Annotated in this window: 19 protein-coding genes; 8 read left to right on the forward strand and 11 right to left on the reverse strand. The window is 65.7% G+C overall.

Annotated elements, in window-relative coordinates:
• Positions 1–9: 9 nt before the first annotated feature.
• The 5 genes from Rhe02_RS28115 to Rhe02_RS28135 all read right to left on the reverse strand — a co-directional run bounded on the left by Rhe02_RS28115 (position 10) and on the right by Rhe02_RS28135 (position 5,271).
• Positions 10–591: a hypothetical protein gene (locus Rhe02_RS28115; RefSeq protein ID WP_203911390.1), complete on the reverse strand. Its 582-nt coding sequence runs from the start codon at positions 589–591 to the stop codon at positions 10–12.
• A gap of 54 nt (positions 592–645) precedes the next feature.
• The gene (locus tag Rhe02_RS28120) at positions 646–3,114 is read right to left on the reverse strand and encodes a bifunctional FO biosynthesis protein CofGH (protein ID WP_203911391.1); all 2,469 of its coding nucleotides are present in this window, start codon (positions 3,112–3,114) and stop codon (positions 646–648) included.
• 78 nt (positions 3,115–3,192) lie between these two features.
• Positions 3,193–3,882, reverse strand: a complete 690-nt coding sequence (locus tag Rhe02_RS28125; protein WP_203911392.1) for an MIP/aquaporin family protein — start codon at positions 3,880–3,882, stop codon at positions 3,193–3,195.
• 40 nt (positions 3,883–3,922) lie between these two features.
• Complete coding sequence (locus Rhe02_RS28130) at positions 3,923–4,711, reverse strand: SGNH/GDSL hydrolase family protein (protein WP_203911393.1); 789 nt, start codon at positions 4,709–4,711, stop codon at positions 3,923–3,925.
• An 86-nt stretch (positions 4,712–4,797) separates the two neighbouring features.
• A complete protein-coding gene (locus tag Rhe02_RS28135) occupies positions 4,798–5,271 on the reverse strand; it encodes a winged helix-turn-helix transcriptional regulator (protein ID WP_203911394.1) in 474 nt (157 codons plus the stop codon).
• 55 nt (positions 5,272–5,326) lie between these two features.
• Between Rhe02_RS28135 and Rhe02_RS28140 the strand changes: the two genes are divergently transcribed.
• The 3 genes from Rhe02_RS28140 to Rhe02_RS28150 all read left to right on the forward strand — a co-directional run bounded on the left by Rhe02_RS28140 (position 5,327) and on the right by Rhe02_RS28150 (position 7,949).
• Positions 5,327–5,830 carry a PaaI family thioesterase gene (locus Rhe02_RS28140; protein WP_203911395.1) on the forward strand — a complete coding sequence of 168 codons (504 nt, stop codon included), beginning with the start codon at positions 5,327–5,329 and terminating at the stop codon, positions 5,828–5,830.
• Positions 5,831–5,848: 18 nt separating this feature from the next.
• Positions 5,849–7,114: a threonine/serine exporter family protein gene (locus Rhe02_RS28145; RefSeq protein WP_203911396.1), complete on the forward strand. Its 1,266-nt coding sequence runs from the start codon at positions 5,849–5,851 to the stop codon at positions 7,112–7,114.
• Positions 7,115–7,214: 100 nt separating this feature from the next.
• The gene (locus Rhe02_RS28150) at positions 7,215–7,949 is read left to right on the forward strand and encodes a D-Ala-D-Ala carboxypeptidase family metallohydrolase (protein WP_203911397.1); all 735 of its coding nucleotides are present in this window, start codon (positions 7,215–7,217) and stop codon (positions 7,947–7,949) included.
• 48 nt (positions 7,950–7,997) lie between these two features.
• On the opposite strand, the gene Rhe02_RS28155 is transcribed toward Rhe02_RS28150, so the two are convergent.
• Positions 7,998–8,648, reverse strand: coding sequence for a glyoxalase superfamily protein (locus Rhe02_RS28155; protein WP_203911398.1), 651 nt, complete (start codon positions 8,646–8,648; stop codon positions 7,998–8,000).
• A 222-nt stretch (positions 8,649–8,870) separates the two neighbouring features.
• Positions 8,871–10,436 (reverse strand): glycerol-3-phosphate dehydrogenase/oxidase, encoded by a 1,566-nt coding sequence (locus tag Rhe02_RS28160; RefSeq protein ID WP_203911399.1) that lies wholly within the window; start codon positions 10,434–10,436, stop codon positions 8,871–8,873.
• Between the two features lie 11 nt (positions 10,437–10,447).
• Here Rhe02_RS28160 and Rhe02_RS28165 point away from each other — a divergent pair, with 11 nt between their 5' ends.
• Complete coding sequence (locus Rhe02_RS28165; protein ID WP_373320712.1) at positions 10,448–11,950, forward strand: FAD-binding oxidoreductase; 1,503 nt, start codon at positions 10,448–10,450, stop codon at positions 11,948–11,950.
• 68 nt (positions 11,951–12,018) lie between these two features.
• A complete protein-coding gene (locus tag Rhe02_RS28170) occupies positions 12,019–12,642 on the forward strand; it encodes a hypothetical protein (RefSeq protein ID WP_203911401.1) in 624 nt (207 codons plus the stop codon).
• Between the two features lie 1,194 nt (positions 12,643–13,836).
• Here the strand turns inward: Rhe02_RS28170 and Rhe02_RS51010 are convergent.
• Genes Rhe02_RS51010 through Rhe02_RS28185 form a run of 3 tightly spaced genes read right to left on the reverse strand, consistent with a single transcriptional unit; the run spans position 13,837 to position 21,538 of the window.
• Complete coding sequence (locus Rhe02_RS51010) at positions 13,837–14,010, reverse strand: hypothetical protein (RefSeq protein ID WP_203911402.1); 174 nt, start codon at positions 14,008–14,010, stop codon at positions 13,837–13,839.
• Positions 14,011–14,045: 35 nt separating this feature from the next.
• A complete protein-coding gene (locus Rhe02_RS28180; protein WP_203911403.1) occupies positions 14,046–14,516 on the reverse strand; it encodes a hypothetical protein in 471 nt (156 codons plus the stop codon).
• Between the two features lie 2 nt (positions 14,517–14,518).
• A complete protein-coding gene (locus Rhe02_RS28185; RefSeq protein WP_203911404.1) occupies positions 14,519–21,538 on the reverse strand; it encodes a ricin-type beta-trefoil lectin domain protein in 7,020 nt (2,339 codons plus the stop codon).
• Positions 21,539–21,725: 187 nt separating this feature from the next.
• On the opposite strand from Rhe02_RS28185, the gene Rhe02_RS28190 reads away from it, so the two are divergent.
• Genes Rhe02_RS28190 through Rhe02_RS28200 form a run of 3 tightly spaced genes read left to right on the forward strand, consistent with a single transcriptional unit; the run spans position 21,726 to position 23,308 of the window.
• Positions 21,726–21,941 (forward strand): hypothetical protein, encoded by a 216-nt coding sequence (locus Rhe02_RS28190; RefSeq protein WP_203911405.1) that lies wholly within the window; start codon positions 21,726–21,728, stop codon positions 21,939–21,941.
• Complete coding sequence (locus Rhe02_RS28195; protein ID WP_239124089.1) at positions 21,931–22,449, forward strand: DUF6879 family protein; 519 nt, start codon at positions 21,931–21,933, stop codon at positions 22,447–22,449. Before Rhe02_RS28190 ends, Rhe02_RS28195 begins: the two co-directional genes overlap by 11 nt.
• 7 nt (positions 22,450–22,456) lie before the next feature.
• The gene (locus Rhe02_RS28200; protein WP_203911406.1) at positions 22,457–23,308 is read left to right on the forward strand and encodes a helix-turn-helix domain-containing protein; all 852 of its coding nucleotides are present in this window, start codon (positions 22,457–22,459) and stop codon (positions 23,306–23,308) included.
• Between the two features lie 80 nt (positions 23,309–23,388).
• Here the strand turns inward: Rhe02_RS28200 and Rhe02_RS28205 are convergent, their stop codons facing one another.
• A complete protein-coding gene (locus Rhe02_RS28205; RefSeq protein WP_203911407.1) occupies positions 23,389–25,188 on the reverse strand; it encodes a S9 family peptidase in 1,800 nt (599 codons plus the stop codon).
• Positions 25,189–25,220: the final 32 nt, after the last annotated feature.

A 25,220-nucleotide genomic window follows, 5' to 3' on the forward strand; every position in this document is an offset into this window, starting at 1 on the left:
TCGCAGGGCTCACGCCTTGGTCAGCTTCCAGCTGACACCCGAGCCGGAGATGGTCGCGTTGCTGCCGCTACAGGTGTAGTTCACCGTCTCGGAGAGATTGAGAGCGCTGAACGGGACACTCGTGGGGGTCGGCACGGTGACCCCGCCAACCGTGGCGACCGCGCTGTTGGTCACGTTGTTCGACGACATCGTGCCGGTTAGCTTGCCGTCCTTGGTCTTCCAGTTGGTACTGGTGGCGTCGCCGGCGAAGGTGCTCTTCATGTTCATCGTCTTGTCACCGATCTTCATGTCCATGGAGACGGTGTTGCCGTAGGTGACCTTCATCTCGCTGCCGAAGGCCACGGTGAGGGTGCCGGCGCCCGTGCCCACGGCGCCGCTGCCGATCATCGACGCGGTCTGCTGGGCGATGTTGTTGACATCGACCTTCCAGGTGCCCATGAGGCAGCTGTCGCGGTCACCGCCGCCCGCCGGGGCGCCGGTGGTGGCGCCGGGGTTGGAGGTGGTGTCCGGCGTCGCGACCGGGGTCTCGGTGCCGCAGGCACTCAACGCCGCCGCGGTGGCAAGGGCAAGCAGGATCGCCTTAACTCTCATGGCTGCCATCTTGATCAGCCTGCCCGGCCAAGGCGAGCCTTGGTCAGATTCTCGTCACCGATCTTTGAGGCTGTAGCTGGTGGTGCGCTGGCGCGACGGCCTGCCCGCCGCGGCGGCGATCGCCTGCAGCTGCTCGATCGTGCGGTTGGATCCGTTGGTGGAGCCCGCCATCCGCGAGATGGTCTCCTCCATCAGGGTGCCGCCGAGATCGTTGCAGCCGCCGTTGAGCATGGCGACCGTCCCCTCGTCACCGAGCTTGACCCAGGAGCATTGCATGTTGTCGATCCGGCCGTGCAGGAGGATTCGTGCCATCGCGTGCACGGCGCGGTTCTCCTGCCAGGTCGGCCCGGCCTTGGCCACACCGGCCAGATAGATAGGGGCGTTGGTGTGCACGAAGGGCAGCGCGACGAACTCGGTGAAACCGCCGGTCTGGTCCTGGATCCCGGCCAGCACCCGGAAGTGGCCCAGCCAGTGTCGCGGGTTGTCGACGTGGCCGTACATCATGGTCGACGAGGATCGGATGCCGAGCTCGTGCGCGGTCTGCACCACCTCCACCCACGCCGAGGTGGGCAGCTTGCCCTTGGTCAGCACCCAGCGCACCTCGTCGTCGAGGATCTCGGCGGCGGTGCCCGGGATGGTGTCCAGCCCCGCCTCCTTCAGCATGACCAGCCAGTCGCGGATGGACACCCCGGCCTTGGCCGAGGCGGTGACGATCTCCATCGGTGAGAAGGCGTGCACGTGCATGCCGGGGGTGCGGGCCTTGATGGCCCGCACCAGCTCCGCGTAGATGGTGACGGGAAGCTTCGGGTCGATGCCGCCCTGCAGGCACACCTCGGTCGCACCGGAGTCCCACGCCTCCTGCGCACGGTCGGCCACCTGCTCGACGGAGAGGCGATAGGCGTCGGCGTCGGACTCCCGCTGGGCGAAAGCGCAGAACCGGCAACCCACGTAGCACACGTTCGAGAAGTTGATGTTCCGGTTGACCACATAGGTCACGTCCGGCCCACACACCTGGGCGCGCAGGTCGTCGGCTATACGGCACAGCTCTTCCAGCGCCGGGCCATCGGCGGTGAAAAGCGCCAGCGCAAGGCTTTCGCTGGCTGGATCGAGCAGAGCCGCCGGATTCTTCAGCGCCAGACGCAAACCTGCGGCCGTGTCGCCGGTGGGCAGGGTCACCGAGGGCACATTGAGCGAGTTCCAGTCGCCGTAGACGTTGTCGAAGTCGCCGCGCCGGTCGCCGCTGCGGCCCGTGGTGTCGATGGTGGCGTGCAGGTCGGTGCGCCCGAAGACCAGGTCTTCCGACGAGGGCTCCTGCCAGCTGCGTCCGGTCACCGCCGCCTGCTCGTCGGCCAGCCCGTCCCGATCGGCCAGCGCGAAGACATGGGCGTGCAGCCGCGGGTCGATCCAGCGCTCGGCACCGACCACATAGGACGGATAAGCGGTGAGCCGTTCCCGCAGGGTGTAACCCGCCGCCGCGGTGGCCGCCGCCAGCTCATCGAGATGCGGCCAGGGCCGCTCCGGGTTCACGTGGTCGGGCGTGAGCGGCGAAACCCCGCCCCAGTCGTCGATTCCCGCTTTGACCAGCAGCTCGAACGAACCGTCGATGAGGTTGGGCGGCGCCTGCAGCCGCATGCCGGGGCCGAGCAGCAGCCGGGCCACCGCGACCGTCGCGGCGAGGTCGGCGACCTCGGCGTCGGGGGCCGATCGCATGGCCGTGTCCGGCTTGGCCCGGAAGTTCTGAATGATCACCTCTTGCAGGTGCCCGTACTGCCGGTGGGTTTTGCGGATCGCGAACAGCGACTCCACCCGCTCGGCCGGGGTCTCCCCGATGCCGATGAGGATTCCGGTGGTAAAGGGCACATTGACCCGGCCCGCGTCCTCCAGCACCCGAAGCCGCACCGCGGGCTCCTTGTCCGGAGAGCCGTAGTGCGGCCCACCCGGCTCGGACCACAGCCTGGTGGCGGTCGTCTCCAGCATCATGCCCATGCTGGGCGCCACCGGGCGCAGCCGCTGCAGCTCGGCCCAGCTCAGCACGCCCGGGTTGAGGTGTGGCAGCAGCCCGGTCTCCTCCAGCACGGCGATGGAGACGGCGCGCAGATAGTCCAGGGTGGAGCCGTAGCCCCGCTCATCGAGCCACGCCGCTGCCTGTGGCCAGCGTTCCTCCGGCCGATCACCGAGCGTGAACAGGGCTTCCTTGCAGCCCAGGGCCGCTCCGGCCCGCGCGATCTCCAGCACCTCCTCGCGGTCGAGGTAGGCGGCGGGCAGCCGATGCGGCACGGTGGCGAAGGTGCAGTAGTGGCACCTGTCCCGGCACAGGCGAGAAAGCGGGATGAAGACCTTCTTGGAAAAGGTGATCACTCCCGGGCGGCCCGTGTCGCGCAGGCCGGCATCGCGCACCGCACCGGCGATGGCGAGCAGTTGTTCCAGCTCGTCGCCGCGCGCGGCCAGCAGCGCAGTGGCCTCGTCCAGGTCGAGGGCCTTGCCGGCGCCGGCCCGCGAGAGGGCACGGGAGATCTCACTCATCCGCATAGCGTATGCGGCGCGGGAAGGCCCGGGTGTGCTCGGCCTTCCCGCGCCGCGTGGGCGGGGCCTACAACGCGCTTACTTTCGCGACGCACCCGTTCGCAGCGCGCCCACTCGCGGCTTGGGCAGCCGCAGCTCCTCGACGTCGCCGGGGTTGAGCCAGCGGAAGACGAACCCGGCCCCGGCGCCGCCGGCCAGGGTCGCGAGCACGTACACGACCAGCATCTTCCAGCTCGCCAACCCGGCGACGGTGACCGCGAGGCCGACCGCGGGGTTGAACGCCCCACCCGAGAGGGTGCCCACCGCGACGGCTCCCGCCAGCACGGTGAAGCCGATGGCCACACCGTAGAAGGAGTTGTTCGGGTGGTCCTTGCTCGTGGCGACGTTGAGCACCACGTAGGCGAGGGCGAACGTGATGAGCAGCTCGACTATCACCGCGCCGATGAGCGCGCGGTCGGAGAGGTTCAACGCCGCCGTGGGCTTCTCGATCACGACATACCGGGAGATCCCGGCGGCGATGAGACCGGCGGCCAGCTGTGCGCCCATGTAGGGCAACACGTCGCGGGCTTCTATCCTGCCGCGCAGGTACACGGCAAGGGTCACCGCGGGATTGAAGTGCGCGCCGGAGATATGACCGCCGGCGAACACCATCGCCACCAACACCGCGCCGATGGCGAGCGGGGCCAACGGCTGCGCCGTGAGAACAGCGCAGCAGACGGTGAAGGTGAGGAAGAACGTGCCGATGAACTCGGCCACGTATTTACGCATTGACATCACTCCCACTTGGGGAACGGCGCTCGCGGGTTTCTCACGCCCGCAGCGCGCTTTCGACTATTGCGGCATACCCCACGTGCCCATTTCGGTTGGGGTGATACGACTCGCCGATGGGCCATGAGGTGCCGTTGATCCATTCAGGGTTGCCGCACACGGTGTGGCCGGTGAAGGCCGGCCGGGCGTCGGCAAAGCTGAAGCCGTTCGCTGCCGCTCTGGCCGCTGTGGTCGTCGCAAGCAGGTCAGCGGCCGCGTTGAGCCGGGACTGTTCCCCCGGCGAGATACGGGCAATCGCATTGCATTCCTGACCGTTGAACAGGTTCGGGTAGCCCACCGCCACCACTCGGGCGTTCGGTGCACGTTGCCGAATTTCGCTGTAGAGCTGATCGAGCTGCCCTGGAAGGGTGCTGCGAATGTACGCCTCAGCGCGATCGATGTCACCCCAGCAGGTGTACGGCCACGGCTTGGCGCATTGGATGATGACAGCCGACCAACCCAGGTCGTTACCACCGGCGGAAACGGTGACGTAGGCGGTCGAGGCGTTGAGGCTGCCCAACTGTCCACTTAGGATGGCCGGAATTTTGGCGCCTGAGCAGGCCGCGAAGGTCAATGCAGCGCCCAGCCGCCCGGCGTCGATGACGGGATAGGCGTGCGGAGAGCGCTGGCACCCGCCGCTGTCGGCGTAGTACTCACGGGTCCCCGTTCCAGAGGAGTAGGAATCACCTATCGCCGTATAGGCGGGGGCTGCCGCCTGAGCTTGTGGCACGGCGATAAGTGCGGTCGTGACGATGACAGCCCCGGTTAGGGCCAATCGACGGAGAAACATGGCGGGGGTCTCCTATACATCGACACCGATGCGTGTCCGCCATGTTGACAGAAAGTCTCAGTTCAGGGAAGCCGCCGCGCAGAAGTCTACTTGCGACGAATCGCGCCCGGACCGGGCCGGGACACGATGTCGCGCGGCGAGCCGATGGAATGTCCGTCGGCACAGGACAGTTGGGCGCCCACCACGGCCCCGCAGTCCTTGTGCGCCATCTCCACGGGCGAGCCCGCCGGGTCAGCCAGGTAACGGTCGCCCCATTGCCAGACCGCAACCAGTACCGGATAAAGGTCAAAGCCTTTTTCAGTGAGCCGGTATTCGTGGCGGGTGCGCTCCCCCGGCGGCCGATACGGCACCCGGTGCAGAATGCCCTGCTCGACCAGCACCGCGAGCCGGTTGGTCAGCACCTGCCGCGGGATGTCGGTGCGCTCGCGCATGTCGTCGAATCTGCGCACGCCGTTGAATACTTCGCGCAGCACGACAAAAGTCCACCGCTCACCGAGGATGGCCATCGCCCTTCCCACGGTGCAGTTCTCGGCGGACCACTGCAGTGCTGGAGGTCTCATGCCGCTCAGGCTAAGTCTCGTTGACAGACTCAGCAACCTCTGCGAGTCTGCGTCTATGACCCAGACTCAGCCGACAAGGACCTTCTCGTGGGTGTCGCCGGGAGACGTCGACCTGGCCAAGATGGTTCAGCTCAATGGGCTGGAGCAGCTGCAGGCCATGATGTCGGGCGAAGCGCCCCGGCCACCGATCATGGATCTTGTCGATATGGCGAGCTTCCACGCCGAGGCGTCCCGGGTCGTGGTGACCATGCGGGTGCAGGAGTTCCACTACAACCCGCTAGGCAGCATGCACGGCGGGGTGATCGCCACCCTGCTCGACACCGCCACCGGATGCGCCGTGCACAGCACGCTCGCGGTCGGCGAGAGATATACCTCGCTCGATCTGACGACGAAGTTCCTGCGCCCGGTGACGCTCGAGTCAGGCCTGCTCACCTGCGAAGGCAAGGTAATCCAGCGCGGCCGCCGTATCGCCCTGGCGCAGGCCGAGCTCAAGGATGAGGCGGGCCGGCTGGTCGCCCATGCCACCTCCAGTTGTCTGATCTTCCCGCTGGGCGGGTGATGGACAATACTGCTCGTCGTGACGACGACGGTCCCCAGTGATGATCTCCTCGAGTTCCTCCGCCGGTGCGGAGTCGCGCTCTGCCTCGCCGGCGAGGCCGCCAGCCGCATCCCCGACGAGATGGAAGCGATCGCCGACGCCTACGGGATAGGCGATTGCGAGTTTCTGGTGGTGCCGACCGGTGTTTTCGTGCGCGTTGTCGACGACCACATCGGTGCGGTCACCGTCGACTTCATGAACGCCGACGGGCCTCCGCTGCGCCTGGACCAGGTCGACGCGCTGTACAAGCTCATCGACGAGGTTAAGCGCAAGCCGATCCCGCCCGACGAGGCGATCGACCGGCTCAAGACCATCGTGCGGGCCAAGCCGCGCTTCAACTGGTTCAACCGCATCCTCGGCCATGCCGTGCTCACCGTCGGGCTGGGTCTGCTGCTGGTGCGCGACCGCAACGCGCTCATCGCGCTCGCCGTGCTTGGGCTCGTCGTTGGCGTGCTGCGCCTTGTCGCCGAACGGGTCCTGGTGCTCTCCCTCGCCCTGCCCGTCGCGGCGGCCATGCTGGTGACCGGGCTGGCCTACCGGTACGGGCCGCAGATGGGGGTGGAACCGTCTACTTTGCTCATTCCCCCGCTGGTCACCTTCCTGCCCGGGGCCGCCCTGACCCTCGGCGCGCAGGAGATGGCCACCCGGTCGATGATCAGCGGCGCGAGCCGGATCGTCTCAGGCGTATACATGCTTCTATTGCTAAGTTTTGGTATTTTCGCCGGCGCGCAGATCGCCGGCACGGCGCACCCGCCCATCGAGCAGACCGGCCTTCCCACTTGGGCGCCGGTCGTCGGAGTCGTCGTCTTCGGCGTCGGCATGTATTTCAACAGCTCCGCGCCGAAAGGGGCGCTGCTGTGGCTCATGCTGATGCTGTTCTGCGCCTGGGGCGCGCAGCAGGCGGGCAACCTTGTCGCCGTGGGCGGCTTGTTCGGCGCGTTCACCGGCGGCCTGGTGGTGGTGCCGATCGCGACGCTGGTGCAGCGGCTGCACGGTCCCCCGGCACAGGTCGCCTCCTTGCCCGCTTTCTGGCTCTTGGTACCGGGAGCACTCGGCCTGTCCGGCGTCTCCGGCCTGGTCGACCTCGGCGGAGGCACCTCACAGGGCGCGGACAACCTGATCAACGCCTTCCTCACCGTCGTCTCGGTCGCGCTCGGGATCCTGGTCGGCTCCAGCCTCATCGCCACGGCCAGGGCATCGTCGCGTTTGTTCACATCGCGTGCGGTTCGCAGAGCGGACCGTTAATTAGCAACATCTAGAGGAATTTAAATCGAAAATTATTGACGAAACGCCGGACATCTTCCACTATCGATGAGCCTAGTTTCAGTCCGATGTGGAGGCGTAAATGCTTCGACGCACAGTCAGAGTTCTTTCCTCCATTGCGCTGACCATCGCGGCGTCAGCCGCAGTGGTGGTCACCACACAAAGCCCCGCGCTGGCCGACGGCTGCTACACCTGGGGACGCACCCTGTCCCAGGGCACCTCGGGCGAGGACGTGCGCCAGCTGCAGATCCGGGTGTCCGGATACCCAGGCTACGGCGCGGTCATCGACCTCGACGGGGTCTTCGGCCCGGCCACGCGCTCGGCAGTAATCCGGTTCCAGCAAGCCTGGGGTCTCGGCGCCGACGGCATCGCCGGCCCGCAGACCTACAGCAAGATTTATGCCCTGCAAGACGACGACTGCACCCCCATCCACTTCACCTACGGTGAACTCAACAACTGCAACAGCACCTGGGCCGGCGGCAACGTATCCGCCGCCACCGCAAAGTTCAACGCACTGGTGAACATGTGGAAGCTGGAGGCGATGCGGCACGCACTAGGCGACGTGCCGATCACCATCAGCAGCGCCTTCCGCAGCGTCGCGTGCAACAACGCCGCGGGCGGCTCCTCCACCAGCCGCCACCTCTACGGTGACGCTGTCGACCTCACCGGCTCGGTATCGTTCTGCAGGCTTGCCCAGCAGGCCCGCAACCACGGCTTCCGGGAGATTCTCGGCCCCGGCTACCCCGACCACAACGACCACACCCACGTGGCCAACAAGTCTGGGCAGTTCTGGTCCGCGCCCAACTGCGGCATCTGATCAAACAGCAAAAGGCCGCCCGCTCCACTTGCGGGCGGCCTTTTGCGGCTACCCGATCCAGCGCGGCAAACCCTTGCGGGCCAACGGATCGTTAGGCTCAAGGAAACGCAGATGGTTGCCGAACGGGTCGGCGATGGTCAGCACCCGCGCGCCCCACGGCACGGCCTCGATGTCGGGCACCCACACCGCCGGCCCCCACACCCGGCTGCCCATCTCGCCGCGGCGCAGCGAGAGCTCGTGGTGCAACGCGTCGAGGTCGGCCAGGGAAATCGAAACCGTCGCACCGTGCCCCGGGTCGTAGGGCTGCTCGGCCAGCTGAAAAGTGCTGTGGGCCCGGATAACCTGGCCGTAGAACGGCGTCCCCGGCCCGCCCGATGGGCCGCCGAAATCCAGGTCGAAGCCGAGGAACTCCAGATAGAACTCCAGCGCCTTCGCCTCTGAGAAGATCCTCAATATCGGGATCGTGGTGCTGGTCGCCCGGCGCGGGTCGGTGACCTCAGGGCCGTCCACCTCAGCTCGCACAATGCGGCTCTTCGCGCTCTGCTCGATTTTCGCCGCGAGAATGTTCCAGTCGTCGAAGCCGAACTGACGGGCCACGATTTCCAGGCACTCGCTGTGTGATAGGTCGATCTGCTTACGTGCCAAGGCTTCGGCCCGCAGCGCCTTCGCCATCAGCTTCGCATCACGAAACGTGCGCATACTCTTCGATCCTCCATGATCCAGCGAACGCCACAGGAATGTCCCTGTGTCTCAGCGCCTGCATTGCTGATTCGTTCGCCGACGGATGGATCGGTGCGCCAAATCCCAAACGATGCATTCACCAAACCCAAAGCGGGCGCAAGCGGCCGGCCGCATCAGCCAGCATCACGCTAACCACCCCCCATTCCACCCGTCAACCCCTCCCCCGCCCACAGCACCGTGTCACCCCTCGGCGAGCACGCGGACCGCTGCGGGCAGTGCCGCTTCCCGGTCGGTGGGCACCAGCCCCGCTCTGGTGCGCCGTTCCAGCAGGTCCGCCTCGTCGAGCGCCCCTTCGTGCAGCACTCCCCAGCGCAGCTCTCCCTCGGTGACCCCCGGGGCTACCTCCGAAACCCCCAGCGCTGCAACAGCTTCCGCCTCCAGCCCGTAGCGAGCCCGCAACAGCGCCATCGTCTTGTCCAGCCCACCGCCACCGCTGCTCAGCGCGCCGCCCACCCGACCGCTGGCCGCCTCACCCCCACCTGCCGCGCCGCCCCTACGGCCCACCCCGCCGGGGGCGCCGGGCAACGGGAGCCGCTTCGTGCGGCACGGGCCGGCGTTGAGCCCCGCCACACGAACAGCGGTATCCACGGCGTCTTCAGCCATCCGCCGGTACGTGGTCAGTTTGCCGCCGACGACGGTGACGACGCCGTCTTCGCCCACCTGCACGACATGTCTCCGCGAGAGGTCCGCCGTCTGGCCCTCGGCGCCAAGCAGCGGCCGCAGCCCCGCATAGGATCCGATCACGTCGGAGCGCGAAATTTTGTGCTCCAGAACAGAATTGAGCACGCCCAGCAGGAAATCGGCGTCGGCCTCGGGGGCTACCGGCTCGTCGGGGATCGGCCCGTCGAAAGGCTCGTCTGTCAAGCCGACATAGACGCGGCCATCGCGCTGCGGCAGAGCAAGCACGTAGCGCGAGGTCGCCCCTGGTACCGGAATGGTCAAGCCCGCCCCAAGCCCACCGAAGACTCGCCCGGGCAACACCAGATGCGAACCAATCGATGGACGCAGGGAAAGCTGCGGGGCAAGAGTGGCAGCCCAGACCCCGGTAGCGTTCACGACGACCCGCGCCCGCACAGTGAACGTAGACCCGGTCAGCTCATCGCGCAGCGTCTCCCGCGTCACGGCCCGGCAACGCGTGATGATGCGCGCCCCGAAACCCGCTGCCGCCCTGGCCAGACCGACCACGAGCCGCGCGTCGTCGCACAGCTGCCCGTCCCAGGCCAGCAGACCACCTCGCAAGCCGTTGCGCTGCAAGGCAGGAGCCATCGCCAGCGTCTCCACCCGGGACAGCTTGCGTGGCCTGGGCAGGATGGCCCGCGGCGTGCGCGCCGCCAGCCGCAGCAGATCACCGGCGGCCACCCCGGCGCGCGCCTGGGCGAAAGCCTTGGGCGACACCGACTCTGCGAACGGCAGGATCGCCGGCAGCGGCCGCACCAGGTGCGGCGCGATGTGCCGCATGAGCAGCCCGCGCTCGACCGCGCTTTCATACGCGAGGCCGACATCGCCGTGCGCCAGGTAGCGCAGCCCGCCGTGGACCAGCTTCGAGCTCCACCGCGACGTGCCAAAAGCGAGATCATGCGCGTCGACCGCGGCCACGCTCAGCCCGCGGCTGGCCGCATCGAGCGCCACCCCGGCGCCGGTGACACCGAGCCCCACCACCAGCACGTCCACCTGGGTTTCGGCAAGTTCTTGCAGCTCGCGGGCCCGGCGAGCTCTGTTGAGTGAGGAGTTGCGTCGCTGTGACATTGGATGTCATTATGTCACACATGGCGGAGCGAGCGGAACACCTGTGGGGAGGTTGGGGCGACCCGGCCAACGCGATGGCTTTACCGCCTTCCATCCAATCCCTTTTGGGGGTACTAAACACAGCCCCCGCGCCCGCCACACCGCTAGCCGATCTGCGTCCCGCCCCCAGCCGGGTAGACCCCGGCCCTCTTCGCGACATCGTCGGGGCGGCCCACGTCCACACCGACGACGCGACCCGCCTGCGGCGCAGCGGCGGAAAGTCCACCCCTGACCTGCTTCGCCAGCGGGCAGGCGAGGTCAGCTCCGCGCCCGATGTGGTGGTCTGCCCGTCCACTCACGACGAAGTGCAGGCCCTGCTTACCTTTTGCTCGTCGGCGCGGCTGGCCGTGGTACCCCACGGAGGAGGCACTTCGGTTGTAGGAGGCCTGTCGCCGCAAGCGGACCGATATGCTGGAGTGGTCGCCATTGACTTGTGGCGTCTAAACTCCCTCGTCGACCTCGACCCGGTTTCGCGCATCGCCACGCTTTCGGCCGGAATGCGCGCCCCTGACGCCGAAACTATCCTTAACCAGCAAGGATTCACGCTCGGCCACTTCCCGCAATCCTTCGAATACGCCACCATCGGCGGCTTCGCCGCCACCCGCTCATCAGGCCAAGCCTCCGCAGGCTACGGCCGCTTCGACGCCATGGTCGTCGCCCTCACCGTCGCCACCCCCGCCGGCTCCCTCACCGTAGGCCGAGCCCCCGCCTCCGCCGCCGGCCCCGACCTGCGCCAGCTGTTCCTCGGCTCCGAAGGCACCCTCGGCATCATCACCTCGGTCACCGTGCGCCTGCGGCCGCTTCCCCCCGAAACCACCTACCACGGCTGGAGTTTTCCCACCTTCGACGAAGGCCTCGATGCCGTGCGAGCCCTAGCCCAAGACGGTCCACTCCCGACAGTCCTGCGCCTCTCCGACGAGCTGGAATCCACCCTCCAATACTCCACCGACGGCGCCCTCCTCATCGTCGCCACCCCCCACCCCCACCCCCACCCCCTCCCCGGTGCTACGGGACTTGGCCCGGAGATCGGTGAGAAGTGGCTTCGCGGGCGATATTCCGGCCCCTACCTTCGCGATGCTCTCCTCGACGCCGGCGCCTTCGTGGAAACCCTTGAAACGGCAGCTTTCTGGTCCCGCCTCCCCCAGCTCTACCGTGCTGTCCGCGACGCCTTCGGCGACACTTTCCTCCTCCTTTGTCACATCTCCCACGTCTACGAAACCGGCGCCTCTCTCTACTTCACCGCCGTCGGCCCCATGATCAGCCCCGCTCACTGGTCCGAGGTCAAAGCGGCCGTGAGCGACGCGATCCTCGCCAACGGCGGCACCATCAGCCATCACCACGGCGTCGGCACAGACCACCGCGACTGGTACGTCCGCGAGGTCGGAGAGCTGGCCATCGACACCCTGCGCGCAGCCAAACGCCGCCTCGACCCGCACGGCATCCTCAACCCCGGCGTCCTCATCCCCCTGCCCTAGGTGTTGCCCACCTCACCGTCTCTTATATCGCTCGCGCTCGGGCCGCCGGGCCGGATACCTTCGCCCTTGTGTCGACGATTCGCGCTGTCCCGAAGCAGGTCACCATCGCCGTCTGGGCGCTGCTCGCCCTCGCCCTGATCAGCCTCTTGCAGATCGTGTTCGGCTCCATCGAGCTCGCGCAGCTCGCCCGCACCACGCCTGAACTGCTGCGGACCTTCCCCGGCGTCGAACACCTCAAGGCCGTCGACGAACTCAACGGCAGCGCCCGCTCCCTCATCGTCCTCAGCGCCATCACCGTCGTGGGCGCCGCGATCATCCTCCGCCCAGTCCACCTGGGCCGCCTCTGGGCCCGCCGCGGCGCCTTCGCCGTCCTCAGCGTCGCCCTCGGCCTGGAACTCCTACAAATCGGCGGCGATTCCTCCGCCGTCGTCCAGGTCGGCATGCTCGTCTCCGGCTCATCCCCCGACACCGCTGACACGGTCAGCGATCTGCTCTACCCCGCCTGGCTCCCTTGGGGCTACTTCACGGCGGAGATCATCTTCGTGGCGGCGGGCGCGACTGCCCTGGTCTGCCTGCTCAAGAGCTTGTCCGGCGAGTACTTCGAGCGCAAGAACGCGACCTCGGCGGCGGACGATCCTCGGCTCTGGGACGTCAAAGCGATCCGCGCCAAAATGAACCCAGAAAACGACTGAGGGTTGGTTCTTGCGTTCGTTTCGGTCCTGTGACCTTGGTGCCGTTGCTGGGCCTAGCCCGTTGACAATGCCAATTTCCTGGCCGAGACACATTGTGGTCGGCTTATGAGATCAGTACAGCGCCGGTAGAGTGCGCACTGGCTCACGTACTCATGACAATCGATAGCTTGATTTTATGGCCCTTCTGCGGCCCAGCAGATCTGCGTGCGTACGGACCTTCCCGCCAATGTGACCGATATCCATCAATGAGCACTAGGAACAATAGATCTACCAGAGTGATCTTTCACGTGCCTAGGGGCGGTCCTCGACCAGTGCCGCAGGGATCACGTCGATTGTGGGCTCCACCGCACTAAAGATCGTGTCCTGTGCAAACACTGAATTCTCGATGCCGTTCCATACCTCTCTCGACTCATCCGGGGTTCCGGCTTGGAGCAGCTTCGAAAGTATGTTGCCGAACAGCTCCGGGCTGCCCGTGCTGGTCCAATACCGACTCCAGTCAACCCGTTGAATAACTACTTGGCCCAAATCTGTGTCGCTCATTGTCCCCGCGCACCACCCGAATCGGCCCTAGTTCCGACTATTTCGAGAAATCGACCTTTGAACCATCCTGTAGAGTTCAGAACTCGCGGGACAAGAACATCGTCGCTCCAGATCCATTGACTAGTAGCCTTCTTGGGGCTTGTTTATCAACGTAGTGCGAGATCCCTGCCATGACCGGAAGAACTCCAGCTAATGGCGCCTTTGCACATGAGGCGCTCGAATACAAAGCGATGCGTTAACCGATAGATAATCGATGTACCTCACTTAGCACACCCTCTTGTCTTAGCAGGACGCTCAGCAAATTGGTTTCCACATAGGTCCCCAGATATCCATCTTGCCTCAGTTGGTTTGCGGATTCCAAGGCATCTTTTATGCTGCCGTTATAGACCTGCCGAAACGTCTTCAGAACTCCGCCGCTCACCGAATCGTTGTCCACAAGTCGCAGACAATAGGGTCCATTCTGGATTAACAGTTGGTCTCGCAACTCAGCGGGAGCCGGACCCCAGTCCCCATCATCCGAAACTATTCCGCACGCGCTACAATTCCACTCCGACTCCCAGCGAATCCGATTGTCGCGGATCAATTGCACAACCCATCCGTCGCACGGTCTCCCGCAATTCTGACAATTGCCGAGGAGCCTGGCAGCCTGTTCACTCATGACCAGCCTCTGATAGACATGTATCGTTGGACGATACTATAGAACCGCTCAGATGACCCCGAGCCAAGCCGAGGATGATGGTCACTCAGACCACGCGCAACCCAACGATGGTGAAGTTCCTCATGGATTAGCGTTCTACGAAGTTCCTCCCGCGCCACAAATCGCGGCACTTGATGTCCAGGCGCGTACCTTGCGCAATCAGATGCTATCCGCGCTGAAAGTCTACTGCTACCTCTCGGATATCTGAGTCTGGTGACATTGCAGCCGCATCTACCAGCTCACTCAGGAGGTCACCCATCTCCAACAAACGAAGTAGTTCTGCGGTTCGCCTATATGCCTCGTAATCGCTTTTTGGATTAGCTATCAATACGGCAACGAACCCAGGGAGCTTCCGCTCCAAAACATCACGGGGAATCCGAGAAATACAGCGCCGTACCTCGTCGATAAGCGAATGGGATACGCCAGCTAACTCGAATAGCTCAGGGAGTAATCGCTCGCTGATCTCTACGTTGCTCGCGCCAAGAACAGCTAGGGCTTGGCGCCGCCAGGGCAGCCGCTCAAGGCCCTCGCGAAGCACCTCCTCCATGTTGGTGCGCCGGAGCGCCCCCATCGCCTCACGATACGCCTGCTCAGCCTGCACAAACGCGAGCCAGAGCTGCTCGGAATCACTATCCATGATCACTTCTTCCCAGCCCTCGTCCAAGGGAGACCGAGGAAATCATCGATGAAATCTTGGGGCGTCATCGGTTCGGTTGGGTATATCGTATGGTGCGTTGGTGGCTGTCCGGAACCCGGTAGCACATCCTCTCCATCGGCGACGACTCCGAATCCCCTCGGCAATCGTGTGCCCCCTGGAATGACGTGATACGGACCCGACAAGGGCGCATGGGCAGGATCACCGAAAGTCGAAGCGCCCAAGGGCGATGGCCCCGACTGTGGAATCACCATTCCGTCATCACCAACGTGGAAATCAATACCCTCTCGCGGAGCCCGTGGACCCGACGCATTTCCAAATGCATGTAGATTGGTTGGTGTCTCTCCGCTGTGCTTGTAACCGCCCTTCACCAGGGCCTTGAGCCCCTGTCCCGCAGCCACGACAGTCGTGACCGTGTACGCGAAGTCGGCACTGGCTACGGTTGCGTGTTCGGCGGCGGCTTGCCAATCGCCGGACTTGGCGTCGTCGATGGCGCGGCTGCCTTCCACGATCATTTCTTGGACCGTGGTGATCGGACTGATCAGGGCCTGGATGGACATCGAAGCGCTGTACATCTGCCAATCGAAGTAGGCCTGACCGATGGACTTCTCGCCATTGATGACGGCTTCGTACTGCGACTTGGTCTGCTGATACATGCCGGTGACCATCGACCAAGCTCCCTCAATGGGAGCACTGTTGACCCGCCGCCAACCGTTGAAGAGGCCCCGGCCAATGGATTCCAAGACCGGCCTGGTGACGGCGCCTTTTTCGCTCGCTTCCTTCTTCAAGGCGCCGGAGGGGTCGCTATTGATGACGGGTGAGGCGTTGGCGTAGCTGTAGGCGTGCCACTGCTGCGGATCGGTGAGGTCCATGATGGGGTCGACGGAGATGAAGCGGCCCAGACCGGGGTCGTATTCGCGGGCGCCGAGGTGGGTCAGGCCGGTGTCGTCTTTGGTGCCGTTGACGAAACCTTTGGAGCCAAGCCAACCCGACGGCTGTGGGCCACGAGGCTCGCCGTAGGGCAGGAAGCGGCGGCGGGCGACGGTGAGGGTGATCGCGTCGATCTGGACTGTGGATGAGGCTTGGTGGTTGGCGAACACCCATTTGAGGCCGGTGGCGTCGCGCACGGCGGTGCCGTAGTGGCGGCGGCCGAGGGGGTCGGCGGTGCCGAGCTTTTCCAGCTCGGTGCCGTCGGGCAGGTAGAGGGTCTTCTTGGTGGGGGCGGACGAGACTAGGCGGCGGCCGGACGGGTCGTAGACGTAGGTGGTGGTGACCCCAGTGTCGGTGAGGCTGGCTAGGTGGCCCTCTTTGTCCCAGGTCAGCGTTTGCGCAGCGCCGGTGTCGGTGGTCCGCGAAAGAGTGTTGCCGGACGGGTCATAGGTGAAGGTGCGGGTCGGTGACGCGAGCGGGCCGGTGGAGGTGATCTGCTTGACCTGGTGCGGTTTGACCGCGCCGGCAGCGCCGACCTGGTAGGTCCAAGCGGAGTCACCTGCGGTGGGATTCTTGTCGGTCTGGGTGAGCCGGTTGCCCACGCTGTCGAAGGTCCATTGCCGCCAGTAGGGATCGCTGCCGGCACGTTGCGGGGTAACGCATCCGGCGCCAATGCTGGGCTGGACCCACGATTCGGTGAGGCGGCGCAGATAGTCGTAGCGGAAGCACTCGGCTTGGTCGCGGACACCTTCGCTATAGGTGGCGGCGAACACGATGTTCCCGACTCGGTCGTATCCGTAGTCAATGCCGTGGCGCATGAGGCCGAAGTCGCCGACCGTGGTTGGGGACTCGGTGTACACACTCTGGGCCTGGAGGCGGCGGAAGGTGGGGTCGAACTGATTGGTGAGCTTGACCTGCTTGCCGACGGCACCGAGGCGCTGTTCGACAATCAAACCCTCATAGTCGTGCACCGTGTCGGCGACGTACACCGCCTGCCCGGAGCTGACGGTGTCAGGCATGCCCTGGTCGGTGTAGGTGTAGGTGAGGGTCTCGGCGGGCAGGCCACCGACGCCGGGAAGAGCGACTGTCGCGGGCGTGCCGTCTGAGCGGAAGGTGCGGTTCACCTGATAGCTCAGGGTGGCGCCGCCGGCGCCAAAACCGGGGATCGTGTCGATAGTGGACAGCGGCCGGTAGCCGTCGTCGTACGAGGTGACAGCGGAGGTGTAGGTGTCGGTCCCCTGGAAGCGCGACGCGGAGGTGAGCTGGCCCTTGGCCAGGGTGTCGTAGGTGGATGACGCCAGGACAGGCCCGGTGGCGGTGTCGGCGCGCTGGATCGTCTTGCGGCCCAACAGGTCGTATTCGAAGAAGAGGCGCTGGCCGCGAGCGTCGGTCGTCGACGTGGCCTGGCCCGCATCGTCGTACGCGGTGGAGGAGATGCCCGCGTCGGGGTCGGTGGTTTCGGTTTTGCGGCCCAGCAGGTCGTATTTGTTGACCCACTGGTTGTTAGCTGGGTCGGTCATCGACGTGAGCCGGCTCAGCCGGTCGTACCCGTAGAGGGTTTTGGCAAAGGTGCCGCTCAAAGAGCCCGACTGATACTGCCGCTTCTCGATGACGTTGCCCCGGACATCAGACAGGTCTTGGGTGGCGGTGCCTCCGGTTGGCGGCACCGTGCCAATGCGGTCGCCGTCGTAGAAGGTGGTGCTGTCGAATTGGAAGACGTTGGCGTTGTAGATCTGGTCCTTGGTCTTGCGCCCCAGCGTGTCGTAGACGAAGCGCAGCTGCCGTGGAACGTCGATGTCGGAGAACGCCACGATTTGCGCGGCCGGGCCGGAGGATCCGTTGTAGAAGGTGGTTTGCTTCGCCGTCAGGCCTCGCCCGTCGTAGCGGGTGTCGGTGATGGTGCGTTTCCCATCGGGCGCGGTGGACTGCGTCTGCCGCGGGCGGAGCCGACCGTCGAAGATGTCGTAGGACGAGATCTGGTTTCCGTTGGGGCCCAGCGTCTGCGTCTGAACCCAGCTCGGATTGGCCAGCAGGTAGGTGTATTGCCGGTTGGGTGTGCCCGCGGTGGATCTGTTGTCGAGCCACACCTTGGCCAGTCGGCCCAGCGGGTCATAGGTGGCGGTGGTGGCCTTGCCGTTGATGTCGGTCGCCGATTTGGTGGTGCCGTGACCGGGCTCGAGCGCGGTGGTGGTGACCCAGCCTGCGCCCATCGGGCCGGTGACGGTGAAAGAGGTGATCGGCGCGCCGGAGGCCGGGGTGTAGGCGGTAGAAGTCTTACGGTTCAGGGCGTCGAAGGAGTCGAGCACGCGGCCATGGCTGTCGTAGACGTTGCGGGTGGTCTGCGTCCAGGCCTTGACGCCACCCACCACAGACGACAGCAGGTTGGATCTGGTGGGCAGCCCCAGAGTGGGTGCGGTGTCGGACGTCGCGCCGTCGTAGAAGACATGGGTGCCGCCAAGGTAGTCGGCGTCGGTGGGGGTGGTGGCACAAGTGGTGGTGATGGTCTCCTTGGCCGTGTTGATCAGGTAGGAGGTGAGATTCCGGTTGTAGTCGGTGTGGGTGCAGGTGTCGTCGGAGGCGATGGCCATGTCGGCGTAGTTGCGTGCGTCCACCGGCAGGCCGTATGAGTCGTAGGTGGTGTCAGCGTTGGTCCACCGCCACGAGGACGTGGCCGCGATCTGGGTGCGGGCCTTGGTGTTGGTCTCGCGGGTCTGGTAGGCGCGCAGATCCTGCCCGCCGGGGGCCGGGGTGGACCGGGTGCCGGTGAGGGTCTGCGTGTAGGTGTGAATGGTGGAGGCCAGCACCGTGCTCGGCCCGTCGAGCGTGAACTCCTCGCGCGGCTGCCCGCCCAGGCTGAGCGCGTCGGTGATTTGGTGAGCGAATTGCTGAGTGGCTCCGGCGTTGCAGTCCCAGATGGCGAGCTGAGTGCCGTGTGCCGGCGGGCTGAGCGCGTCGAGGCAGCGGCCGGACTGCGGATTCTTCAAAGTCCCGTCAGCTTGCGCCACCCAGATCTGCGCCCCGGTGTTGTTGCACGTATACAGCTGGACAAGCGACCCGTTGGCGGTGCCGCTGCTCGCGACGTCCAAGCATTTGCCGCTGACCGGGTTCTTCAGGCTCGACCCGGAGGATTGGTAGGTCCATTGCTGCGAGGCGGGGCCGTAGCACGTCCACGTCGCGACCATGCTTTGGTCGGCCGTCCCGAGCGCGTCGATGCAGCGACGGCTCTGCGGGGAGAAGACCGTGCCGGCCGGGGATTGCTGCCACACCTGGCTCCACACGCCCAGGCAGTCCCAAATGGCCAGCAGGGTCCCGTTGGCCAACCCCCACCCGGTGGTGATCAGGCAGCGCCCGGAGATCAGGTTACGCAGCGAACCGTCGGGTTGGTAGACCCAGGTCTGGGCGGTGCCGCCGGTGCAATCACGAATCTGCACGGCGGAGCTGTTGGCGGTACCCATGGCTTGCAGGCACCGATTGGAGTTGAGGTTCTTGAAGGTGAGGGTGTCCAGGTTGTAGCGCCATTGCTGACTGCCGTAGCCGTGGCAGTCCCAAAGGTGCACCGCGGTGCCGTTGGCAGCGCTGCCACCGACGGTGTCCCAGCATCGGCCACCGACGCTGCCAATGGCGCCGGTCTGGCCGGGAACGGTGATCGGCACGGTGAGGTAGGAGGTTCGCGACTCCCACGCCATGGCCTGGTTGTCCACCGTCGCCAGGCTGTCGCCGTGCAATCCGCGATAGAACAGTTTCTTGGACACGGTTTGAACGCCACCAGCCGGGCCGTGGGTGGTGGTGACTTCGTTGTACCCGCGCCATTGTGACCATGTTCGGTAGGCGAGCAGGCTGGTCTCGTTGTAGTCGTGTGCCCACAGCGAGGTGTCGGTCCCCGCGCCCACGGTGTAGCTGTAGGACCATGTCTCGTCTGGCGCGTTCACCGGCGACAGGTCGACCTCAGTGACCTCGGTGGCGACGTATTTGTGGAACCAGCCGTAGCCCGGGGAGGCCTGGGCGGGTTTGTAGAACTGCGGGAAGCAGCGGAACGGATTGAAGCCAGGAGCGGGCTTGAGCGATCGCAACGGGCAGTCCTGCACCGAATAACTGACCAGAGTCTGGCCACCTACACCGTTGTTGATGGATCGCAACCGGTAGTGCATGTATGGTGCCACGCCGATGTCGTTGCCCCAGTCCACCCTGTTTGCCATGAGCACGCCGCCGAAGCTGATCGTCGGCTCGGCCAAAGCGGTGACGTCGTCTTCGGCGTAGCCGACGTGGGTCAGCGTCTGCAGCCACAGGTTGGGTGAGGTGTCCGCCACACCCGTGGGCAAGATGTTGTCGCCGGTCGATGGGTAGTCGTGGCCGAGATTCCACTGGTCGACCCGGCGCATGCCCGAGCCATCGGCCTTGCGCACCTGAGTGGTGACCGAGGCGAGCCGGTACGGGTTCCAGAAGGAGGGCGAGGTCTGCGAGGGGCACGAGGCCTGTGCGCAGTGCAGATCCCATGGCGTGTCAGGGAAGTCGGCGCTGCCCACCACACACGCGCCCTGACAGCGGTATGCCTTGGTGAAGATCACGCGCTGTGGCGGCAGGCCCGAACCCTCCGAACCGGCGCGGGTGCCGTAGTCGATGTGGTCCAGGGTGGAGTGGATGTCATAGGCGACGGTCTGCAGGTTGCCATTGAAGCCATAGTTGCCTGTGAACTTGGTGTAGAAGTAGGTCATCGAGTTGCCGCGGAGGTCGATCACGTAGTCGAGGTTCCAGCGGTAGCCCTGGAGACACCACGTGTTGGCCGCGCACGGCTCACCCGGGTTGTTGCCCCACACCGGGACCCGCTGCACCGAGTCGGTGGTTTGCGGATCGGTCGGATAGCGCTTGTGTTTGCCGAAGAAGTACTGGGTGCCGTCCAGCGTGGTGACCCGCCAGTATTCCCCGTCGTCGTCGCCGTTGCCGTTGCTCATATCGAAGAGCTGCTCGATGCGCAGCGAGCCGTCGTCGTCGGTCTTCCACACGCCGGTCGCGTTGTCGCGCACCAGCTTGTAGGAGCGGCCGGCGAAGGTCATGGTGGCGTTGTAGCCGGAGAACCAGCACAGGTCGCCGACGTTGCTGGTGCCGCCGTCCTGCGCGCACGACCGGTACGACCGCTCGATGTAGCCGGTGCTCAGGTCCCACCCCTCGCCCACCCACGAGGCTTGGCCGTTGGCCGCGAGGGTTTGGCCGTCGACTCCGCCCGAGTCGTAGGCGATGGCGAGCTCGGGCGCGGGCCCGCCCAAGCTCGCCGGCGCCTTCAGCGGATAGCGCCACGAGAAACTGCCACCCTGGCTTCCGGCCGACCACGAATACGCCGGTGACAACGACGATGCCTCGAACGTCGCGCCCGGCGAACTCGCCCCCGATATCACGGCCATCACCAGCGGGCCTGCCCCGGCAGTGAGAGTCAGGTCGCTCGACAACCACCCAGAACGGTTGACCGAAGGCAGTTCCTGTTGGGTCTGGCACTCCCGCTCCGTCGGTGTGCGCAGGGCGCAGCCGGGCAGGGCCACGAGCCGAAGCCGGTGCCCATAGTCGCCGCCGAACAGCTCGGCGAAGGCGCTGTAATCGACCGCGAGGGTCAGCCCGCCGCCGGCATCTTCGGTGTCGACCTGCGACACCGACAGCACCGCACCGGACACGCCTGCGGCAGCCGCCACCTTGTGGTCGGCGACCTCCACCCGCACTCGGGCCGGGCCGGACACGAAGTCACCGGGCCTGTTCCGCGCCTCGGTGAGGATGTCTGCCCCCTCACCGATTCTGGCGGTGACGGTGAGCGGCAGACCGCCCACCGTCACCGGTTGGCCGGAGGTAGTCAGCACCTCGGCCGAGCCCGCCTGCGGCAGCAGGCGGCGGGTGGCCACGGCACGCGACGCGGTGTCGGACGGCGACGGCGCTGCGGCGCGCGGTTTGCCGACCCCCACCGGTGTCGACACCTGTGGTGGAGCCGACGGCTCCGCCCGTATCTGTTCGGCCAGCGCGGGCGGCCCTGGGAGAAGGGACAGCACGAGGACGGCGACAGCGAGACTGACGGCGCGGCGACCGATCGACAACATGCCATGCAAGTTAAGAAAGTCCACTCCGGACGCCCAAGGAATGTGCGGCAGTTTGCTCGCAATCAGCGAGGTCTCTCGATGAATAGATCTTGTGTGAGCAAACCCAAGCAAATCTCTTGAGATCAGGTCGACTAGGCAGGCAGACTCGGGGTAAACCGCTCATCGGCTCAAACCCACGGAGGACAAAGTGACGCTGCACCTGCTTGGCAAGGACCCGAAGAGCCAGAACGGCGGCTCGCCGACCGTCTTTTATGACGACGAGCGCGATGCCTACGTGCTGCAGGGTTTCAAGATCCTCGACGCAGAGCGGCTGTCGCAAATCGACGTTCCCGACCATGAGACGCTGATCGAGTTCCCGAAGCGGATGATGCAGTTCTTCCCGGAGGTCTCGCATGACGCCTGAGTCCGCCATAGACAGAGGGCTGCGCTCTTGCCGCCAGTCCGCGATGCACCTGGAAATGCGCGACGGCTATATGCTCGACGACCCCGACCTCGCCAAATGGCGACGAGGTTACCGGCACGACCCAGAAGATCGAGCGTCGTGGTGGCGGCCCTGGCTCGATCTCATCGCGAACACCACGGCCCGGGGGGTGTCTGTCCGCCGGGCCAGGGTGGTGTCCGAGCCGATCAGTGAATACATCCGCTTCGAATATGACGTCGCGTTCACCAACGTCGAGGCCGGCGAGAGTCTGCGCTGGCTGCCTCGCCGCCAGGTCATCGACATCGCCTTACCCGGCAACGATTTCTGGCTCTTCGATCACGAGGTGCTCGTGATCAACCACTTCAGCGGCGACGGCGACTGGATAGAAGCGGAAACCATAGCCAACCCCGACGTGGTGAGGCTCTGTGCCTACGCTTTCGAGGCGGTCTGGGATAGAGCGATTCCGCACGAGAAATACCAGCCAGTCTGACGTCGCAATGGCTCTACCGTCATCCAGCGCCCAGCACGCGTTGGAGCTTCTCGGCTCACGGCTACGCGAGTTGCGGCTGTCCGCTGGGCTGTCCGGGCGAGACCTGGGAAGGCTGACGGGATGGCACTCCTCCAAGGTCAGCAAGATTGAGTACGGCCGCCAGGCACCATCGGTCGCCGACGTGCACGCCTGGTGCCTGCATTGTGGCGCCGAGAGATTCACCTCGGAGCTGACCGCGTCGCTGCACGCCGTGGAAGGGATGTTCCTCGAATGGCAACGCCTCGAAGGCAGCGGGCTGCGCAAGTCGAATGAGGCGGAGGCCAGGGTGTGGGAAAGGACGAAGCGCTTCCGGATCTATTCGTCGACGGTCATTCCCGGGCCGCTGCAAACCGGGCCGTATATCGGGGCGGTGTTGCGATCGCTGCAGCGCCAGCGCCAGTTTCCCGATGCGGATATCGACGAGACGGTCCAGGTGCGCCTTGACAAACAAAAAGTGGTTTACAAGCCGGGCAACAGCTTCGCCATCGTGATCGAGGAAAGCGTGTTGCGGGCGCCGATCGGGGGTGCGGAGGTGATGGCCGCGCAACTGGGCTACCTCCTCGAGGCGATCGCGCTGCCGGCCATCTCGCTGGGCATCATTCCGCTGGACACCGATCGCAGCTCGATCTGGACAGCGGAAGCCTTCTGGATGTTCGACGACAGCCGGGTAACGGTCGAGCTGGTCTCGGGCTATCTGACGATCACGCAGCCGCACGAGATCGCGCTCTACCGCGATGCCTTCAGCCGCTACACAGAGCAGGCGGTCTTCGGCGCCAAGGCCCGCTCCTTCATCGCCGCAGCCATCGCCGCCACCGCCTAGCACCGCCACCGAATCCGCGATGATCTTCCGCCGCCCCGAAGACCTCATGGGGGTAGACGCCGCCGCGAAGACCCACGCGGTTACGAGAGGTGGTGGAGGAGGAAGTCGGCGGCGTCTACGCGGGCTTTGATCTGGTTGTCGGTCTTGGTGAAGCCGTGGCCTTCGTCGGGGTAGATGTCGTAGCGGACCGGGACGCCGCGGGCGCGGAGTCTTTCCACGAGCTGGTCGCTTTCGCGTTGCGGGACTCTCGGGTCGTTGGCGCCCTGCAGCACAAAGAGCGGGGTGGAAATCCTGTCCACGTAGGTCATCGGGGAGCGTTGCCGCAGCAGTTCGACGTCGGTCTCCGGGTCGCCGATGATTTTCGCGACCACTTCGCGGTAGGCCGGTGGGGTGGCTTCGGCGAGGGTGATGAGGTTGCTGGGTCCACAGATCTCGACCGCGGCCGCCCAGCCCAGCTCGGGCAGGCGCGCGACGCAGGAGAGCACGGCGAAGCCGCCGTAGGAGCCGCCGAACAGGCCTATCCGGGCCGGGTCTGCCCACGGCTGGGTGCGCAGGAAGTCCACCGTGGCGGCCAGATCGCCCAGGTCGCCGCCGCCCCAGTCACGGAAGATGAGTCGTTGATAGCTCGCGCCGTAGCCGGATGAGCCGCGGATGTTCGGGGCGATCACGGCGAGTCCGCGGCTCACCAGATACTGGTAGAAGCCTTCATAGACATAGGCGGGCCGCTCCTGCATGACGGGCCCGCCGTGGATGCTGAGCACGACCCCGAGCGGGGTGTCCACTCCGGACGGACGGTAGACGTAGGCGGCGATCTCGCGCCCGTCGTGGGTCGGGTACCGAACAAGCTGCGCATCCACCACAGAAGGCGATCCGTTCGGCACCGAGCCGGTCAGCCAGCGCAGCTCCCCAGTGCGCAGGTCGGCAACGAGCACGTTCCAGGGCCGGGTGGGCGTGGACATGAGCATGAGGGCGAAGCTTCCGTCCGGTCCGACCGTGAGCGCGGCGGCTTGCCCGAGGGGCAGCAGCGGGGCCGGCAGGTCCTTGCCCGCCGCCAGGTCCCTGACCCGCAGCTGGCTGGCCCCGTCGACGTTGACCAGCCAGGCGAGCGTGTTGCCGTCGGCGGACAGGGAGACCCGCTCCACATCCCAATCGGGAGTGTCGATCCAGGTCAGCTCGCCGGTGGTGGCCGACATCAGGGCGAGCCCGGTGAACTCACGGCCGATGTCGGTGCACACGAAGAAGGCCGAGCCGTCGGGCAGCCACGGGCCCAGCTCGTAGGTGGCCGCGGCTTCGGTCGCGGTGAGCCGGGTGGAGCTGGTGCCGTCGACCGCGACGACGTGCACCAGGTTGTCGTACCCGTTGAGCCATTCGATGAGGGAAAGCCTTGCCCCGTCTAGGGAAAAGTATCCGGCGTGCACTGGCCCGGTACCCAGAAAAAGGCGGTTGATCTTATTGTTTTCCAGCTGCCGCACGAGGATGTCGTGGGCGGTCGGGATGCGGTCGCCGCCCGAATAGGCCAGCGCTGTCCCGTCTGCGCTGAGCGGATCGCCCAGTGCGAGCTGGAAGCGCGCCTTCGGGAAGTCGGTGAGCTGCTCTGGTGGGCTGTTGTCGAGGCCGACCCGGAAGATCTGGGTGTCCTCGTTTCCGTCCTGGTCGGCTTGGAACAGCAGCGAGCCGCCGTCGGGATGCCAGGCCATGCGCCGGACCGTGTGGCTGGTGAAGGTGGTGACAGCGCGGGCGGGGCCACCGGCGACCGGCTGGATGACGAGGTTGAAATTGCCGGTGCTGTCGTCGGCGAAGGCCACGTTGCGGCCGTCGGCGGACAGTGCCAGGCAGGGCTGCAGGGTGAAAGCGGGGCGGAAATCCCGATACGACGGCATAAACATCGATGATAGTCACGATTGCGTAACAG

The sequence above is a fragment of the Rhizocola hellebori genome, assembly GCF_016862955.1.
Lineage (GTDB): Bacteria > Actinomycetota > Actinomycetes > Mycobacteriales > Micromonosporaceae > Rhizocola > Rhizocola hellebori.

Bases quoted from the DNA above. Each gene is read 5' to 3' on its own strand.
- Rhe02_RS28115 (WP_203911390.1), bottom strand. From the start codon at position 591: ATGAGAGTTAAGGCGATCCTGCTTGCCCTTGCCACCGCGGCGGCGTTG.
- Rhe02_RS28120 (WP_203911391.1), bottom strand. From the start codon at position 3,114: ATGAGTGAGATCTCCCGTGCCCTCTCGCGGGCCGGCGCCGGCAAGGCC.
- Rhe02_RS28125 (WP_203911392.1), bottom strand. From the start codon at position 3,882: ATGCGTAAATACGTGGCCGAGTTCATCGGCACGTTCTTCCTCACCTTC.
- Rhe02_RS28130 (WP_203911393.1), bottom strand. From the start codon at position 4,711: ATGTTTCTCCGTCGATTGGCCCTAACCGGGGCTGTCATCGTCACGACC.
- Rhe02_RS28135 (WP_203911394.1), bottom strand. From the start codon at position 5,271: ATGAGACCTCCAGCACTGCAGTGGTCCGCCGAGAACTGCACCGTGGGA.
- Rhe02_RS28140 (WP_203911395.1), top strand. From the start codon at position 5,327: ATGACCCAGACTCAGCCGACAAGGACCTTCTCGTGGGTGTCGCCGGGA.
- Rhe02_RS28150 (WP_203911397.1), top strand. From the start codon at position 7,215: ATGCTTCGACGCACAGTCAGAGTTCTTTCCTCCATTGCGCTGACCATC.
- Rhe02_RS28155 (WP_203911398.1), bottom strand. From the start codon at position 8,648: ATGCGCACGTTTCGTGATGCGAAGCTGATGGCGAAGGCGCTGCGGGCC.
- Rhe02_RS28160 (WP_203911399.1), bottom strand. From the start codon at position 10,436: ATGTCACAGCGACGCAACTCCTCACTCAACAGAGCTCGCCGGGCCCGC.
- Rhe02_RS28165 (WP_373320712.1), top strand. From the start codon at position 10,448: ATGTCACACATGGCGGAGCGAGCGGAACACCTGTGGGGAGGTTGGGGC.
- Rhe02_RS28180 (WP_203911403.1), bottom strand. From the start codon at position 14,516: ATGGATAGTGATTCCGAGCAGCTCTGGCTCGCGTTTGTGCAGGCTGAG.
- Rhe02_RS28185 (WP_203911404.1), bottom strand. From the start codon at position 21,538: ATGTTGTCGATCGGTCGCCGCGCCGTCAGTCTCGCTGTCGCCGTCCTC.
- Rhe02_RS28195 (WP_239124089.1), top strand. From the start codon at position 21,931: ATGACGCCTGAGTCCGCCATAGACAGAGGGCTGCGCTCTTGCCGCCAG.
- Rhe02_RS28200 (WP_203911406.1), top strand. From the start codon at position 22,457: ATGGCTCTACCGTCATCCAGCGCCCAGCACGCGTTGGAGCTTCTCGGC.
- Rhe02_RS28205 (WP_203911407.1), bottom strand. From the start codon at position 25,188: ATGCCGTCGTATCGGGATTTCCGCCCCGCTTTCACCCTGCAGCCCTGC.